The following is a 17274-nucleotide window of genomic DNA, read 5'->3' on the forward strand; positions in this document are numbered from 1 at the left end:
GTGATTGGGCTTGCGTCCGGGCCAGGTCTCCGCAATCTCGGGGGGCAAGGACAACACCGGAGATCCCCATGCAACAGACCCCTGCCCGCGCCGCAGATATCCTGGCGCGCCGCCTGTATGAGGCTGGCTGCCGCCATGCCTTTGGAATGCCCGGCGGCGAGGTTCTGACCCTGATTGATGCATTGGAACAGGCCGGGATCACATTTCACCTGGTCAAACATGAAAACGCCGGCGGCTTCATGGCCGAGGCGGTGCATCACCGGGACGGGGCCCCCGCCATTCTGGTGGCGACCCTTGGGCCTGGTGTACTGAACGGGGTGAATGTGGTTGCCAACGCGCATCAGGACCGGGTTCCGATGCTGGTTCTGTCCGGCTGCGTCGATGCCGCCGAAGAGCAGAGCTATACACATCAGGTTCTGGATCACCGTGCCGTGTTCCAACCCATTACCAAAGCAACCTTCCGCCTTAACGCTGAAACCGCTGATCTGATCGCCGACAAGGCCATCGGGATCGCCACCGAACAGCGCTGTGGTCCGGTGCATATCGACGTGCCCATTTCGGTTGCGGACGCGACTGCCCGTGACAGCGGCACCCATCGCACGGCAGCGGTCGCAACCGCGCCACACGGCCCCGCGCTAGAACAGGCGCGCGGCTGGCTGACATCGGCCCAGCGCCCGCTGGCCATCATTGGGCTGGACGCACTCTATGACGGGTCTGCTGACACGATCCGCACCTTTGTCGAAGCGCATCAGATCCCCTTTGTCACCACCTACAAGGCCAAGGGGATCATCCCCGAGGATCACCCCCTGTGTCTGGGCGGCGCAGGTCTGTCGCCTCTGGCCGACACGCATCTGATGCCATTGGTACAGCAGGCCGACCTGATTCTGGCGCTGGGGTATGATCCGATCGAAATGCGCCCTGGATGGCGCAATGCCTGGGATCCGGAAACACAGCATGTCATCGACATCACTCCCGAAGCCAACACCCACTATATGCATCAGGCGGGGTTGAGCATGATTGCCGACACTGGTGCAACGTTGCAGGCTTTGGGCGATGGGCTCGACACGGGCCCCACGTGGCCCAACGGTGAACCCACCGCCGTGCGGGAGGCTTTGGCCACAGCCTTTGCGCAGGATGACCACTGGGGACCGGCCGGGGTGATCGCCCAGGCGCGTGCCTCGCTGCCTGCAGGGACTCTGGCCTCCGCCGACAGCGGCGCGCATCGGATTTTGCTGAGCCAGATGTGGCCCTGTGACGAGCCGCGCGGGCTGATTCAATCGTCGGCGCTGTGCACGATGGGCTGCGCCGTGCCCATGGCCATCGGTTTGAAACTGGCCGAACCCACCCGCCCGGTGATCAGCTTTTCCGGCGACGCCGGGTTCCTGATGACCGCCGGTGAACTGGCCACCGCCGCCGAAATGGGCATTGCGCCGATCTTTCTGGTATTTGTCGACGCCAGCCTCGCATTGATCGAGCTGAAACAACGTCAGAGACAGATGACCAACCGTGGCGTCGACTTTGCCAAACATGACTTTGCCGCCATGGGGCAGGCCTTTGGTGGACATGGGGTGACGGTCACAAATCGCGCAGAACTGCACGAAGCGCTGGCGGCCGCGCAAGAGGCAGACACATTCACCGTGATCGCGGCCGTGATCGAACGCGGAGGCTATGATGGACGTATCTGACATGTTGCCCCATGGCGCGCTGGACGGGATCAAGGTTCTGGATCTGTCACGCATTCTGGCAGGGCCAACCTGTACCCAATTGTTGGGCGACCTGGGGGCCACGGTGATCAAGATCGAAAACCCCGCAACAGGCGGAGATGACACCCGACAGTGGGGTCCGCCCTATGTACAGCACGCCGATGGCAGCGACAGCGATCTGTCGGCCTATTTTATGGCCGCCAACCGCAACAAGCAGTCCGTTTCGGTGGACATTGCCACGCCTGAAGGCCAACACACCATCCGCCGTCTTGCGGCCCAAGCAGATATCCTGATCGAGAATTTCAAACCGGGTGGGCTGGCCAAATACGGGCTGGACCACGCCACCCTGACCCAAGAGTTTCCGGGTTTGGTCTATTGTTCGATCTCCGGGTTCGGTCAAACCGGCCCGAACCGCCATAAACCCGGTTACGATCTGATGGCCCAGGGATATGGCGGCATCATGTCCCTGACCGGTGAACCTGATGGCCGCCCGTTGAAGGTGGGCGTGGGAATCGCCGATGTCATGTGCGGGATGTACGCAACCGTCGGCATTCTGGCCGCCCTGCGCCACAAGGAACGCACCGGCGAAGGTCAGCATCTTGAATTGGCATTGGTAGACAGCCAGATCGCCTGGCTGATCAACGAAGGTGTCAATTACCTGACCAGCGAACAGGTCCCCCAACGGCGCGGCAACGGGCACCCCAACATTGTGCCCTATGACGTCTACGCCAGCGCCGATGGTCACGTCATTCTGGCTGTGGGCAATGACAACCAGTTCCAGCGCTTTGTCGGTTTCCTGGGGCGGGATGATTTGGCCCGGGACCCGCGTTTTGCCACCAACCCTGCCCGCCTGGAAAACCGTGACGCGCTGAATGCGCAATTGATCCCGGCATTGCAGAAGTATTCCACCGATCAGATCATCGCCGGAATGGAGTCCCTGAAGGTGCCGGTGGGACCTGTCCAGACGTTGGACCAAGTCTTTTCGTCGGATCAGGTCGCTGCCCGCGCCATGAAGGTGGACATAGACACATCCGCCGGGCCGGTGCAGGTGATCGGCAATCCGCTGAAATTCTCGCGTACTCCGGTTCTGTATCGCCACGCTCCACCGGAATGTGGGGCTGATACCAACCGGGTTCTGGACAGCGACACGCCGTTCGACACCTGATTTGTAACAAAACGCACCTGCGGGCTGAAACATTTGCCGCCCGCAGGTGCAAGGGCCAGAACGGGTCGGACCCGACCCACAGAAAACCATGGCGCGACTGGTTACATAAACGGTCTCGCGTCAGGTTGCATGACACAAACCCACCCAAACTGCGCCACACCAGCCGGAATCCGCCTGCATTGTCACCCTATTCGGCAACAATTCTCGCGCTGATGTTAACGCCCCTTCACCAATCCGCGAGGACCGTCGATAGATCATCTCAGCTTCGATAAGGTCTGGTTAGACAAAACAAAACCCATGCAACGCACAGGATTGGATCCCCGATGACCCAAGACATTTTTGGCCAAGAGACGAGCCTGACCGTACCGGGCGCCATGCGCGACTGGAACGCGGTCCAGATGGGCGTGCTCTCGCATTCAGCAGCCACGCCACAACATCTGATGGCCGTGCTCAAAGCCGCGCCGGATTTTGCCCTGGCGCATGCGGCCAAAGGGATGTTCTATCTGCTGCTGGGACGGCGAGAGCTGTTGCCAACGGTACGCGAGGCTTTGGCCAACGCCGACGCGGCGCTGCTGCGTGCGCCTGCCCTGCCACGGGAACAGCGGTATGTTGCAGCCCTGCGTTTGTGGCTGGCAGGCAAACCCAGCGCCGCCATTGCAGAACTTGAACACATCCTGATCACCCATCCTGCCGATTCTCTGGCCATGAAGCTGAGCCATGCGATCCGGTTCGTGCTGGGAGATTGCGACGGAATGCGACGGTCGATCGAACGGGTGATGCCCGCCTATGAACCGGACCATGCGGGCCGTGGCTATCTGCTGGGCTGTCACGCTTTTGCGCTCGAAGAAACCGGTGCCTATGACAAGGCCGGCATCGCGGGACGTCAGGCCCTGTGGATGGCTCCCGATGACGCCTGGGGCCTGCACGCCGTCGCCCACGTCCACGAAATGACCGGCGATGCGCGTCAGGGGCTCGACTGGCTGGAAGGGCGTGAGGAAGCCTGGGCCCATTGCAACAATTTCCGCTACCACGTGTGGTGGCACAAGGCGCTGATGCATCTGTCCGAAGGCGAAGCCGATACGGTTCTGGAGCTTTACGACACCCAGATCCGCCAGGACAAGACCGACGATTACCGGGACATTTCGAACGCCACGTCGCTGTTGATGCGGCTCGAACTGGAAGGTGTCAACGTTGGCAATCGCTGGAACGAACTGGCAGAGTTCAGCGCCAACCGCACCGAAGACGGCAGCCTGATCTTTGCCGATCTGCACTACCTTCTGGCGCTCACCGCTACAAACCGCCAGGACGCCACCAAACAGATGATCGCGCGCATCCATGCCGATGCCAAACGTGACACTTCCGAGGCCGACGGGCGCATGGCCGCTCCCGGTTGCGCGGCGGCTCTGGGGCTCGAGGCCTTTGGCGAGGCGCGATATGACACTGCTTTTGCCCATCTGGTCCAGGCCCGTGACACCATGCAGCGCGCAGGCGGCAGCCATGCCCAACGCGACGTCTTTGAACGCATGACCATTGATGCCGGTTTGCGCGCGGGACAGCTTGACGAAGCGGAAGCCATCCTTGATGACCGCCAGAGCAAGCGGGGCGGGTTCGAGGATGCCTATGCCAATGCACGCCGGGATCTGATCGCGGCGGGCCGCGGCGGTGCCAGCGCCCACAGCGTCCCTGCAGAATAATTAAGAACGAGAGGCACAGCCCACGATGGCGACCCATCTTTCGCCCGTTTCCGAGACTGGCACACCCCGCCCTGCGGCGGTGGCCAATGTCCCGACCCCCCCGCAGGTGGCAGTCACAGCTCCGCGTGTCCGTGACCCGCGGCTGGATTTCTATCGCGGCATTGCGATGTTCATCATCCTGTGCGCCCATGTCCCCGGCAATCGCTGGACAGGCTGGATCCCGGCGCGGTTCGGGTTCTCGGATGCAACCGAGATCTTTGTCTTTTGTTCGGGAATGGCCTCGGCCATTGCTTTTGGCGGGGCATTTGCAAAAAGCGGCTGGTGGCTGGGCACGGCCCGGGTCGCCTTTCGCTGTTGGCAGGTGTTCTGGGCCCACATCGGTCTGTTCCTGGCAGTTGCGACCACCATGGCGGCCCTGAACCTGACGGGTGCCTTTGAAAAGAACTATATCAACGCGCTGAACCTTGGACATTTCTTTGGTGATCCGGCACCACAGCTGGTGGGGTTGTTCACCCTGACCTATGTGCCGAATTATTTCGACATTCTGCCCATGTATCTGGTGGTTCTGGCGTTGATGCCGGTGATGATGGGGCTGGCACGGATCAATCTGTGGCTGGCGGCCGCGGCTTCGATCGGAATCTGGCTGTTGGCCAATCCCTATATTGTCGGTTTGGGGCCCGCGGGCGTGGCGCTTCCGGCCGAACCCTGGTCCGAGCGCAAATGGTTCTTTAACCCCTTTGGCTGGCAATTGCTGTTCTTTACCGGTTTTGCCTTTATGAAAGGCTGGTTGCCCGCGCCGCCGGTGTCAAAATGGCTGGTTCTGGCTGCGCTGGGATTTGTTCTGCTGTCCATGCCCTGGGGGTCCTGGAAGGTTCTGACCTGGATCGGCTATTGGGATCCGGACCTCAAGGCCACTGTGCAATCGCACCTGCCCACAATCAAGGAATGGCGACACAAGAGCGACTTTGGCCCTCTGCGCTACATCCATTTCCTGTCACTGGCCTATCTGGGCTGGGTGGTCGCGGGTGAAGGCGGCAAAAGACTGATGGCCTCTGGCGCGTCCTGGGCCGCCCGGGTCTGGGCAGTGCTGCTCAATGTGATCCTCAAGGTCGGACAGCAATCGCTGGCAGTGTTTGTTTTCTCCATGTGGCTGGCCCGGATGATCGGCTGGGGATTGGATCAGACCAATCGTGACATTCTGACCGTCGCCGCCGCAAATCTGATTGGCTTTGCCATGATCATCGCCTGCGCCTATGTGGCTGCCTGGTTCAAATCCCACCCCTGGAGAGCTAAACGCGCATGAGCCTGACCCGTCGTTCCTTTCTGGCCTCGGCATTGGTCAGCACCTCTGTTTTGGCCCTGTCGCCCGCATCCCGTGCCGCCGGAGTGGCCCCTTTCCGCCATGACATGATCATTGAACGGGCCCGTGACATGGCGGCCCGCCCCTATCAGCCGCGCCCCAAGGTGCCGCAGGACTGGCTCGACATGAGCTATGAGGAATACCAGACCATCTGGTTCCGCAACAAGGACGCGCTGTGGGCGGACAGCGACCGCAGCTATAACGTGGATTTCTTTCACCCCGGCCTGTATTTCCCCCGCCCGATCCGGGTGAACACGGTCGAAGCTGGCGTGACGACGCCGGTGCCTTTTGATTTTGCGCTGTTTGACAAAACCGACAAGGCACCTGACCTGACCATCGACGACACGTTGGGGTATTCCGGCCTGCGCCTGCGCACCGAAATGTCCCAACCCGGTATCAAGAACGAATTCTGCGTGTTTCAGGGTGCCAGCTACTTCCGGGCTATTGGCCAGGATCAATTCTATGGTCTTTCAGCGCGCGGGCTGGCGTTGAAAACCGGTGATCCCATGGGCGAGGAATTTCCCGATTTCACTGAATTCTGGCTTGAAGCGCCCGCAGCGGGTCAACGCAACATCGTGATTCACGCGCTAATGGACAGCCCTTCGATCACCGGCGCGTATCGGTTCGACATCACCCCCGGCGAAGCCTGCGAAATGGAGGTCGAGGCAACACTGTTTGCCCGCGAAGACCTGCCCCATGTCGGCGTTGCCCCGTTGACTTCGATGTTCCTGTTTGATCGCACCAACCACACGCGGTTCGACGACTTCCGCCCCGCCGTGCACGACAGCGATGGGCTGTTGGTGGTCAACGGCAATGGCGAAATCCTGTGGCGCCCGCTCGCCAATCCCAAGCGATTGCAGATTTCGGCCTTTGTCGATGAAAATCCGCGTGGTTTTGGTCTGATGCAACGCCCGCGCGCCTATTCCGATTATGCCGACCTGGAGGCTCATTATCACAAACGCCCAGGCCTGTGGGTCGAACCCCGTGGCAATTGGGGCAAAGGGTCTGTGACGCTGGTGGAGATCCCGGCGGATCAGGAGATCTATGACAATATCGTCGCCTATTGGCGCCCGCGCGGGAAATACAGCGCCGGGGACCGGATCGACCTGTCCTATCATCTCAGCTGGGGTTTGGACCCCGTCCTGCCCGTCGCCCGGGTGATAGACACCGCATCCGGCGAGCGCCTATTTGGCAAGGTGGGACGCCTGATGGTTGTCGACTTTGAGGACCACCCATTGTTTGCCGACGGCCCGGAGGCCTTGGATATCCATATCAATTCTCCGCATGTGGACACCACATCCGGCGTGTTACAGCGCAACCCGGAAACCGGGGGGCTGCGGCTGGCCTTTGCTTTTGATCCCGAGGACCGGGACCATGTCGAACTGAGGGCGCAATTGCGCCGGAACGGCGAGCCCGCCTCCGAGGTTTGGCTGTACAGGTGGACCGCATGACATCCGATCTGCCCATGATGCCACCGGAACAGCCGCTGCATATGCCCGCACAGAATTTTGCGGCCGACTTTCGCGATCAAAACGCCCCCGCTCAGCCGGGGCCGGCACATGTCGCCCTGTGGCGTGGCGTGACGTTTTCCCCTGCGATGCTGGCCACGGCAGCATTGACTTGGGTCATGTATCATTGGTTTGCAGCTGATGGGATGATGGGGCTCGAAATCATCCTGTTGACCCTGATCGCCTTCAACTTCTTTTGGATCTGCTTCACCGTTTCAACGGTTTTGCTGGGGCTTTATTCGCTGTCCCGCCGTGAAACCGCCAAACGTCCCGAACCGGTGCATCCGATGCGGGTGGCGCTGTTGATGCCGATCTACAACGAAGTCCCCTGGTATGTGCTGGGCAATGCGCGCTCGATGCTCGAAGAGCTGCGGGCCCGCGGGGGCGTTCATGCGTATACGATGTTCATCCTGTCCGACACCCGCGATGATGCCATTGCCGCACAGGAGCTGGCCTCGGTTGCGGCATTGCGGGACATGCTGCCTGCGGACACCCGCATTCACTATCGCCGGCGTCCCATGAACACGGATCGCAAATCCGGAAACATCGCAGATTGGGTCAGTCGCTGGGGTGCAGGATATGACGCAATGCTGGTGCTGGATGCCGACAGCCTGATGACCGGACGTGCGCTTTCGCGGTTGGCGGATGCACTGTCGCGCGATCCGGGAGCCGGGCTGATCCAGAGCTTTCCGCAGTTGATCGGAGCGCAATCCGTCTTTGGTCGGATGCAACAGTTTGCCAATGGTATCTATGGGCTGGCCCTCGCCGAAGGACTGGCCCGATGGTGCGGACAGGAAGGCAATTACTGGGGGCACAACGCAATCATCCGCACGCGGGCCTTTGCCAGCTGTGCCGGGTTGCCACGCCTGCGGTCCCGGCTGGGACGCGGTGACAAGCTGATCATGAGCCATGATTTCGTCGAGGCCGGGCTCTTGCGTCGGGCCGGATGGACGGTCCGTTTTCTGCCCCGCATTCGCGGATCGTACGAGGAAACCCCACCGACGCTGATCGACCACATCCTGAGGGACAGACGGTGGTGTCAGGGAAATCTGCAACACATCAATTTGCTGGGTGCCCGCGGGTTCCGCGCGATTTCCCGGTTCCATCTGCTGCACGGGGCGATCGGCTATCTGATGGCCCCAATCTGGTTTGCTTTGCTGGTGATCTGGGCACTGATCGGACGCAACGAAGACGCCTCGGTCCTGACCTATTTCAGCGAAACCAATCCTCTGATGCCATCCTGGCCGGATATGAGCGAACCCCGCCATGTGCTGGTGATCCTGCTGATTTATGCGATGCTGCTGGCACCCAAACTGTTGGCGATAGCCGCGCTGCCCCTGACCGGCACACGATTTTCCGAACTGGGCGGTGCCGGGCGTTTCGTAATCTCTTTGGTGTCGGAAATTCTGCTGGCTGTGCTTTATGCGCCGATCCTGATGGTGCAACAGATGATCGCAGTGTTTCGGACCCTGCTGGGGCTACAGCGCGGCTGGTCTCCACAGGCTCGCGATGGCGGAGAATACGACCTGCGGACACTGGTACAGTGTCATGCGCTGGAAACCCTCAGCGGGTTGGCGCTGTGGAGCGGGATCCTGGCCGGGGTGGTCTCGATCTGGCTGGTTCCGATCGCGCTCAGCCTGGTACTGGCCATCCCGCTCTCCTGGCTCAGCGGCAGCGGTTCCCTGGGGCGTCGCGGGATCTGGATGGGCACCCGCGAGGTCTTTGCCGAACCACAGATCACCCGTGCAGCCCGCCATTATCGCCGAGAGCTGAAAACCCTGTTGGACGGTACACCCAGCGGATCATCGCCGGCCGAATAAAACTGGTGCGCCGACCATAAGGTCAGCAACCGCACTGGACCGGGCGGGCCCAGTTCTCCGCGCACCGCGGGTCCGGAACGGGCCCGCGGCCCGGCCCAACTGTTGAGGGACATCGGCGTCGCCGATGTCCCTCAAGAGGCGGGAGTGCCACCGGGTATGTTTCTCTTCGCAACAGACTGAAATCGGGCATTCATTTGGGGAGCGCACACTGGAGAGCGCACACCGGAGAGTGCACACTGGGAGTGTGCGGCCTCGACAGTGTTCATCAGAACCGGAGAGAGCCGCGAAGAGCGGGCGGGCGGAATACGCCCAGGCTACGCCGTCAGACGGACACAGATGCAGGCCGCTGTGAAACCCCGCATCCACCGGCAGATGCCGACCCTTTGATACCGTTCAACCCAAAATCCCGCGTGGTCCTGCCCACCGAGTCCCGCCTGCCTGACCTCGCCGGCCCTAATCTCACCGATCCGTATCGTCGTCAGGCACCTGTGTTTCGAACCAGTCCAAAACCAGATCGGCCCAGCCTTTGGGCACTTGGTGACCACCAGGGAACAACGCCAGCTGCAACGCGGCACCGGGGGCACACTCATTCCAGGATCGGTATAGAAAGGAGCCCGACTGCCCGGTCCGACCGGGTTTGTGCCCATCACATCCGTTGGTGTCGCGCCAGATCTCGAGCCCGGCAAAAATGTCGCCCTGCTCGAATTTTCCATTGGACAGCTTGCGTCCTTCCAGCGGCACAACCCCGTCACGCCACCCATGCGTATGGAACAGCCTGACCGGTCCCTTGCAGCTGGTCGGCATCGGGCGCCAGAACCCGCCGGACACCGGTGCATAGGCTGGATAGGCTTCTGGTGTGGCACAGGCCAGATAATTCACCATAAAGGCACCCGCCGAGAACCCCGACAGCAAGACCCGGGTGTCAGAGACATTGAACCGGTTCGCTGCGTCAGCCACCACATCGCGCAGAAACGCAGCGTCGTCGCGGCCTTCCCATCCCGGGTAGAACACCCAGATCCGGTTGCCTCCGTTGCGCCGTTCAGCCGTCGGCGCAATCACCGCATAGCCCCGCTGCGTCAACCCATCGACCATGGTGCGCATTTTCAGCACACCAGCGCCCGAGCCGCCATAGCCATGCAGGACCATCACAACGGGCGCAGCGGCGCCTGCATCGTTGGCCTCATCCGGAGGCGGTAAAACGATATGATACCGTCCGCTGTCCATGCTGCAGGCCTCGGAGGCAGTCCCGCACCCGGCTCTGGCCTGGCCAGCCAGCAGTCCCGCACACACCGAAACCGCGCAGCCTAGCGCCCGTAACGACCAACTGTTCGTCATCCCTGAGTTTCCTACCATTTTTCAACGGGGAGCCCGGCGCGAATCCATCCCGGTCCGGCCCCCGATCCCAACATGCCCTCGGGGACGTCGATGATATTGGAGAACCCGGCCGCGCTGAGCCGCAGGCTCATCCGCGCAGAGCGCACGCCCCGGGCACAGATCAGCGCAATCGGAGCCGATGGGTCCGACCCGGCAACCGACTGTAGCGCGGCCACGAAATCATCCCGCCGCATATCGATGGGATGCGCGCCGTCACCAATGCCGGTCGCGCGCCATTCACGCGGAGTGCGAATGTCGATCAGGATCACGGCACCGGATTTGGCCTGCTGATGGGCCTGCGCAACCGTCAGCTTGCCGCCGTCATAGTCCGGGGCCTGACGACGCCACCACGCCCCCCCGACCAATGCCGCCGCACCCACTGCGCCAACGACAATGACCTTGCGCCGTGACAGAGTGGAGTGGCTTTTCTTGCTCTCTCGCATCCGACCTGTGCCTCACTTCATGCGTCTCCCTGCGAGACGCCTAACATGAAACGGCCCGCGAATTGAGCCCTCGCCCAGAGTGTCCTGATCACCTTCCTGTCATCTGACCCATGCAATTCCGGGCCAATCATAAGGCCAGCTGCGGAATTAATGTCGCACCAGCTGGTCTGTTCGCCGGATTCACGCTCTGCAAGCGCGACCGGGACTGGAACACTGGGCAAAAATTAATTAGGCATGAACAAATTTGCCCGCACAGCAGGAGAACGCGCGACGTGTCCCTATTTCTGATTGCAGCCCTGCCCTTTCTCGGAGCTATCTTTCCCGCTCTCCTGATCCGCGCCGGACGCAATGCGTCGTCTATGTCCGCCGGGCTGGTAACTTTGCTGGCCTTGATCGGCTTGCTGGTCAACGCACCCGCGGTGATGCAGGGACAGGTTCTGCACGCTCAGCTGGACTGGCTTCCCGGCCTGGGGTTGAATGCCAACTTCTTTCTCGACGGTTTGGGGCTGCTGTTTGCCGGGCTGATTCTTGGCATCGGACTGTTGATCATCATCTACGCGCGCTTTTACCTGTCCCGCGAAGATCCAATGGGAAATTTCTATGCCTATCTGCTGCTGTTTCAAGGGGCGATGGTCGGGATTGTCCTGTCGGACAACATCCTGCTTTTGCTGGTGTTCTGGGAGCTGACGTCGCTGTCGTCCTTCCTGCTGATCGGGTATTGGAAACACTTGCCCGAAGGGCGCGCAGGCGCGCGGATGGCGTTGACGGTCACCGGTATGGGTGGCTTGGCGATGATCGGTGGTATGTTGATCCTGGGCAATATCGTCGGATCCTATGATCTGTCGGTGATCCTGCAAAACAAGGATCTGATCCAGGCGTCGCCCTATTACCTGCCAGCGCTGCTGTTGATTCTGGCCGGGTGTTTCACCAAATCGGCGCAATTCCCGTTCCATTTCTGGCTGCCCCACGCGATGGCAGCACCAACACCTGTGTCGGCCTATCTGCACTCGGCCACCATGGTAAAGGCCGGGATATTCCTGATGGCCCGCATGTGGCCGGTTCTGGCCGGCACGCCGGAATGGTTCTATATCGTTGCCACCACAGGCCTGATCACCATGCTGATCGGCGCGGTGATTGCCTTGTTCAAGGATGATCTCAAGGCGCTGCTCGCCTTTTCGACGGTCAGCCACCTGGGTCTGATCACCATGTTGCTGGGTTTTGGCACCACCGCTGCGGCCACGGCTGCCGTCTTTCACATCATCAACCACGCGACGTTCAAGGCGGCCTTGTTCATGTCGGCCGGGATCGTGGACCACGAAGCCCACACCCGCGACATCAAACGGCTGGGCGGCCTGCGCCACCTGATGCCAGTGACATTCACCATCGCGCTGGTTGCGGCGCTGTCGATGGCGGGCATTCCCCCGTTCAACGGTTTCATTTCCAAGGAGATGATGCTGGAGGAAACCCTGCACACGGCTTGGGCCGGATCCCCTTATGTGTTCCCTGTTCTGGCAGTTGTCGCCGCGCTGTTCTCGGCGGCCTATTCGTTTCGCTATATCGTGCATGTGTTCCTGGGGCCCAAACGCCACGATTACCCGGCCCACCCCCATGACCCCGGTGTCGGCATGTGGCTGGCCCCGGCGTTCCTGACCTGTCTGGTGGTGCTGATCGGCCTGTTCCCGCAAACCATTGCTGCGCCGTTGGTCGAAGTGACCGCCGCCGCCGTCACCGGCGCGGGCGACCATTTCGAACATATACATCTGGCCGTCTGGCACGGGTTCAACACCGCCTTGTTCATGTCGGCGACAGCCACGGCCATTGGTGCGCTGTTGTTGTGGCGTCACCGCCAGCTGCAGGCCATCTGGAACGCCCTGCCCCGCCCCGAAGCCAAGATCATCTTCGAGGCGATCATCGGCTTCTTCTCGGATCTGGCCAATGCCATTACGGATGCGTTGCACAATGGATCGATCACCCGGTATGCCGCGATTTTTGTGGTATTTGTGCTGGGGCTGGGCGGCTATGCCTATCTGACCGGTGTTGCCGCGGCCCCAACCCGCGACGTGCAGTCGGTTGGTGCGCTTCCAGTGATTGCCTGGATGTGTCTGATCGGGGCCACCGGTGCCGTCATCTTCAAACACCACAACCGGTTCCTGGCCTTGATCCTGATCGGGGTCATCGGGTTGGTGGTGTCGATGGCGTTCAACTATCTGTCCGCCCCCGATCTGGCCCTGACCCAGATTTCGGTCGAGGTCGTCACCATCATCCTGATGCTGCTGGCGCTGAACTTTATGCCCAAGGAAACCCCGCACGAAAGCTCCACCGGGCGCAAGCTACGCGACGGGGTGCTGGCGATTGGGTCGGGCGCGGGCATCGGTGGACTGGTCTATGCGCTGATGACCCGCGATTTCATCGCGCCGTCGATCGCGGAATTCCATCTGGCCAATTCCTATACCGGCGGTGGGGGCACCAATGTGGTCAATGTGATCCTGGTGGATTTCCGGGGCTTTGATACCTTTGGGGAAATCACCGTTCTGGGGATCGCCGCCATTGTCATCTATGCCCTGACAGAAGCCTTGTTGGGGTCGCGCGTGCGGGCCCGCCTGCTGAACCGCAAACCGGATCAACCCCAGGACGGCGACCCGCACCCGCTGATGATGGTTGTCGCAACCCGCGTGATGATGCCCATCGCGCTGATGGTTGCGGCCTATATCTTCTTCCGCGGTCACAACCTGCCCGGCGGCGGTTTCATCGCCGGTTTGGTCGCGGCGATTGCGGTGATCATGCAATATATGGCCTCTGGCTTTACCTGGGCGATGGAACGACAGCGGTTCTTCTTTCACGGCATCATCGGTGCCGGGGTGTTGATTGCTGCGATCACTGGCATGGGGGCCTGGTTCAATGACGTGCCGTTCCTGACGTCGGATTTTGGCTATGTCTATCTGCCGGGCCTGGAGAAATTCGAACTGGCCACCGCTGCGCTGTTTGATCTGGGGGTTTTCCTCGCGGTTGTCGGTGCGGTGATGTTGGCGCTGGAAAGCCTGGCCCGGTTGGCCTGGCAACCCGGCATGGACAGTGAACACGCCATGGATATCAACCCGGCCCGTGATGACGCGCCCAAGAACACAAACGAGGTCTGACGATGGAGTTTCTTGTCGCCAGCGCCGTAGGCATGCTGACCGCTGCGGGGATCTATCTGATCCTGCGCCAGCGTACCTTTCCGGTCATCCTGGGGCTTTCGCTGCTGAGCTATGCGGTGAATGTATTCATCTTTGCCGCCGGACGGCTGGCCACCAACGCGCCTCCGATCCTGAACAAATACGCCGATGTGCCCTATTCCGACCCGCTGCCGCAGGCGCTGGTGCTGACGGCCATCGTGATTTCGTTCGGCATGACGGCGGTGGTGGTGATGATCGCGCTGGGTGCTTATCTGAGTGCGCGCACTGATCGGGTCAACATGACCGACGATGCGACCAACACAGGAGACGAGGCATGAGCCATCTGATCATCGCCCCCGTTGTCCTGCCCGCAGTGCTGGGCCCGTTCATCATCATGGTGATCCGTCATCATCTGGACTTGCAACGGGTGTTTTCGATCGCCGGCACCATCGCGCTGGCGGTCATTTCCCTGATCCTGGCCGCGCAGGTATCGGATGGGTCGGTTCAGGTCTATGACCTGGGTAACTGGCCTGCGCCTTTTGGTATTGTTCTGGTGCTGGATCAGCTGTCGGCCCTGATGGCCGTGCTGACCACCCTGCTGGCGTTGGGTGTGATCCTTTATGCCGTCGGCACCGGTTGGGACGCACGCGGACGCAATTTCCATGCGCTGTTTCACTTTCAGCTGATGGGTATTCTGGGCGCTTTTCTCACTGGGGATGCGTTCAACCTGTTCGTGTTCTTCGAAGTCCTGCTGATTGCCTCCTATGGCCTGATGATCCACGGCGGCGGTGCAGTCCGGCTGCAGGCAGGGGTGCAATATGTGGTCTATAACCTGCTCGGGTCGTCCCTGTTCCTGTTTGCGCTTGGTACCATCTATTCGGTGACCGGCACGCTGAACATGGCGGATCTGGCCCTGCGTGTGGCCGAACTGTCGCCTGATGATACGGCCCTGTTGCGGGTCGGTGCGGTGATGCTGCTGCTGGTCTTTGCGATCAAGGCCGCCGTTCTGCCGCTGCACTTTTGGCTGCCAGCGTCTTATGCCAACGCCCCGCTGCCCGTGGCCGCGCTGTTTGCGATCATGACCAAGGTGGGCGCCTATGCGATCTTGCGTGTCTTTACGCTGGTGTTCGGCCCCGAGGTTTCTGTGACCGCGGGGTTGGTGGGCGACTGGCTGTTGCCTGCTGCGCTGATCACACTGGCCGTTGGGTCCATCGGGGTGCTGGGCGCGCGCGAAATCGGACGGCTGATCGCCTTTGGATCGATCGCATCGGTGGGCACGCTTTTGGTGTCGATTTCCATGTTCACCCCCGAAGCTGCGGCGGCGGCATTGTATTACACGGTCCATTCGACACTGGCTTCGGCCGTGCTGTTTCTGGTCGCTGACCTGGTGATGGAGCGACGAGGCGGTGCCATTGTTGCCCAACGTCCGATGCCGCAAAGCGGGCTGATTTCAGTCCTGTTCTTTGTCGGAGCCATTGCGCTCGCCGGGATGCCACCGCTGTCGGGCTTTGTCGGCAAGCTGCTGGTGATGGATGCCGCGCGCGGCACCGATCAGGTCTGGATGATCTGGGCCGTCATTCTGGTTTCGTCGCTGATCACGATCGTGGGCTTTGCCCGCGCCGGGACAATTCTGTTCTGGGAGAGCCATGACGCCAGCCATGTCCGCGAGGCTGAACCCGACCAACCCATCGACGAAACCCAGCCCGATAACGAAGACCCCGGCCCCCACACCGGCAAGCTGCCGTTCGTGGCCATCTTTGGTCTGATGGGTGGGCTGGTTCTGCTGACCGTGTTCTCGGGGCAGGTCATGGACTATTCCGAGGCGACCGCGCAGTATCTGTTTGACCCCGCGCCCTATATCGACGCCGTGATGAAGAGGACGCCGCAATGAAGCTGCTTAGACGGGTATTCCCGCATCCCCTGCTCACCCTGCTGTTGACCGGAGTCTGGCTGTTGCTGGTCAACAGCTATTCGCACAATTCGCTGTTGTTTGGCCTGTTCCTGGGGATCGTGATTCCATTCATCACCCAACCCTATTGGCCAAACCGCCCGACGCTGCGCAATCCGCTCAAAGTTGTCGAATACATCCTCGTGGTGTTGTGGGACATTGTCGCCGCCAACGTTGTCGTCGCCCGCATCGTGTTGTTCAAATCCAACGCAGCGCGCAAACCGGCCTGGATTTCGGTGCCGCTGGAGCTGCGCACGCCCGAAGCGATCACGGTTCTGGCCGGAACGATCACCATGACCCCGGGTACGGTTGCTGCTGATGTTTCAGCCGAAGGCCACGCCTTGTTGGTGCACTGCCTGGATGCCCCGGACCCTGATGCCGTCTGCGACGAGATCAAGGACCGTTACGAGGCCCGCCTGAAGGAGATTTTCGAATGATCGCCTATGCTGCCATCTTTGCCTTTACCTGTTTTGGCGCTGCGGTTCTGTTGAACCTGTGGAAGGTCATGACCGCCCAAAACGTGGCCGACCGGATCCTGGCGCTGGACACGATGTTCATCAATGCCATCGCTGTCATGGTTCTGTATGGCATCGCCGTCGGGTCCGAGATCTTTTTCGAAGCCGCCATGATCATCGCCATGCTGGGGTTCGTCTCAACAGTGGCCTACGCGCGGTTCATCCTGCGTGGCAACATCATCGAGTGAGGACCGGAACATGGAGATGATCTTTGAAGTCGCGATTGCCGCCTGTCTCGTTGTTGCCGGGATTTTTGGGTTTGTCGGATCATATGGGTTGATCAAACTGGATGACCCGATGTCACGGCTGCACGCTCCGACCAAGGCGACGACCCTGGGGGTTGGCGGGGTGTTGATTGCTTCGATGTTGCATGCGGCGTCGATTGAACACCATCCGTCAATGCACGAACTGTTGATCACGCTGTTCCTGTTCCTCACGGCACCGATCACGGCAAATTTCATTGCCAAGGTTCACATTCACAGGCGAGAAACGCCCGAGACCATGCCATCCCCGGGAGAGGATGGGCTGTGGGCCACACATGACGTTGACAAGGAAAAGGCGGATCCGGCCCAAGGCTGACCCGCCCAAG

At 60.9% G+C, this 17274-nt stretch carries 14 protein-coding genes; 12 read left to right on the forward strand and 2 right to left on the reverse strand.

Features of this window, described 5'->3' with window-relative positions; translation table 11 throughout:
* The first annotated feature begins 68 nt into the window (after positions 1 to 68).
* The 6 genes from K3727_15180 to mdoH all read left to right on the forward strand — a co-directional run bounded on the left by K3727_15180 (position 69) and on the right by mdoH (position 9250).
* Positions 69 to 1685 carry a thiamine pyrophosphate-binding protein gene (locus K3727_15180; GenBank protein UWQ90123.1) on the forward strand — a complete coding sequence of 539 codons (1617 nt, stop codon included), beginning with the start codon at positions 69 to 71 and terminating at the stop codon, positions 1683 to 1685.
* Positions 1669 to 2868, forward strand: coding sequence for a CoA transferase (locus K3727_15185; GenBank protein ID UWQ90124.1), 1200 nt, complete (start codon positions 1669 to 1671; stop codon positions 2866 to 2868). The genes K3727_15180 and K3727_15185 overlap by 17 nt, the downstream gene beginning before the upstream one ends.
* 323 nt (positions 2869 to 3191) lie before the next feature.
* Positions 3192 to 4562 carry a tetratricopeptide repeat protein gene (locus K3727_15190; GenBank protein ID UWQ90125.1) on the forward strand — a complete coding sequence of 457 codons (1371 nt, stop codon included), beginning with the start codon at positions 3192 to 3194 and terminating at the stop codon, positions 4560 to 4562.
* A gap of 25 nt (positions 4563 to 4587) precedes the next feature.
* Positions 4588 to 5865, forward strand: a complete 1278-nt coding sequence (locus tag K3727_15195; GenBank protein UWQ90126.1) for an OpgC domain-containing protein — start codon at positions 4588 to 4590, stop codon at positions 5863 to 5865.
* Positions 5862 to 7373 carry a glucan biosynthesis protein G gene (locus K3727_15200; GenBank protein ID UWQ90127.1) on the forward strand — a complete coding sequence of 504 codons (1512 nt, stop codon included), beginning with the start codon at positions 5862 to 5864 and terminating at the stop codon, positions 7371 to 7373. The genes K3727_15195 and K3727_15200 overlap by 4 nt, the downstream gene beginning before the upstream one ends.
* A complete protein-coding gene (gene mdoH, locus K3727_15205; protein UWQ90128.1) occupies positions 7370 to 9250 on the forward strand; it encodes a glucans biosynthesis glucosyltransferase MdoH in 1881 nt (626 codons plus the stop codon). Before K3727_15200 ends, mdoH begins: the two co-directional genes overlap by 4 nt.
* 459 nt (positions 9251 to 9709) lie before the next feature.
* Here the strand turns inward: mdoH and K3727_15210 are convergent, their stop codons facing one another.
* The gene (locus K3727_15210; GenBank protein ID UWQ90129.1) at positions 9710 to 10585 is read right to left on the reverse strand and encodes a polyhydroxybutyrate depolymerase; all 876 of its coding nucleotides are present in this window, start codon (positions 10583 to 10585) and stop codon (positions 9710 to 9712) included.
* Positions 10586 to 10596: 11 nt separating this feature from the next.
* Complete coding sequence (locus K3727_15215) at positions 10597 to 11067, reverse strand: rhodanese-like domain-containing protein (protein ID UWQ90130.1); 471 nt, start codon at positions 11065 to 11067, stop codon at positions 10597 to 10599.
* 272 nt (positions 11068 to 11339) lie between these two features.
* Between K3727_15215 and K3727_15220 the strand changes: the two genes are divergently transcribed.
* The 6 genes from K3727_15220 to K3727_15245 are packed head-to-tail and all read left to right on the forward strand — an operon-like array spanning position 11340 to position 17264.
* Complete coding sequence (locus K3727_15220; GenBank protein ID UWQ90131.1) at positions 11340 to 14204, forward strand: monovalent cation/H+ antiporter subunit A; 2865 nt, start codon at positions 11340 to 11342, stop codon at positions 14202 to 14204.
* A 2-nt stretch (positions 14205 to 14206) separates the two neighbouring features.
* Positions 14207 to 14560, forward strand: coding sequence for a Na+/H+ antiporter subunit C (locus K3727_15225; GenBank protein UWQ90132.1), 354 nt, complete (start codon positions 14207 to 14209; stop codon positions 14558 to 14560).
* Entirely contained in the window at positions 14557 to 16113 is a 1557-nt protein-coding gene (locus K3727_15230) for a monovalent cation/H+ antiporter subunit D (GenBank protein ID UWQ90133.1), read from the forward strand. Before K3727_15225 ends, K3727_15230 begins: the two co-directional genes overlap by 4 nt.
* Positions 16110 to 16607 (forward strand): Na+/H+ antiporter subunit E, encoded by a 498-nt coding sequence (locus tag K3727_15235; protein ID UWQ90134.1) that lies wholly within the window; start codon positions 16110 to 16112, stop codon positions 16605 to 16607. The genes K3727_15230 and K3727_15235 overlap by 4 nt, the downstream gene beginning before the upstream one ends.
* Complete coding sequence (locus K3727_15240; protein UWQ90135.1) at positions 16604 to 16873, forward strand: K+/H+ antiporter subunit F; 270 nt, start codon at positions 16604 to 16606, stop codon at positions 16871 to 16873. Before K3727_15235 ends, K3727_15240 begins: the two co-directional genes overlap by 4 nt.
* Positions 16874 to 16883: 10 nt before the next feature.
* Positions 16884 to 17264 carry a Na+/H+ antiporter subunit G gene (locus K3727_15245; protein ID UWQ90136.1) on the forward strand — a complete coding sequence of 127 codons (381 nt, stop codon included), beginning with the start codon at positions 16884 to 16886 and terminating at the stop codon, positions 17262 to 17264.
* Positions 17265 to 17274 lie beyond the last annotated feature (10 nt).

The organism is Rhodobacteraceae bacterium M382 (genome assembly GCA_025141015.1).
GTDB lineage: Bacteria > Pseudomonadota > Alphaproteobacteria > Rhodobacterales > Rhodobacteraceae > Aliisedimentitalea > Aliisedimentitalea scapharcae.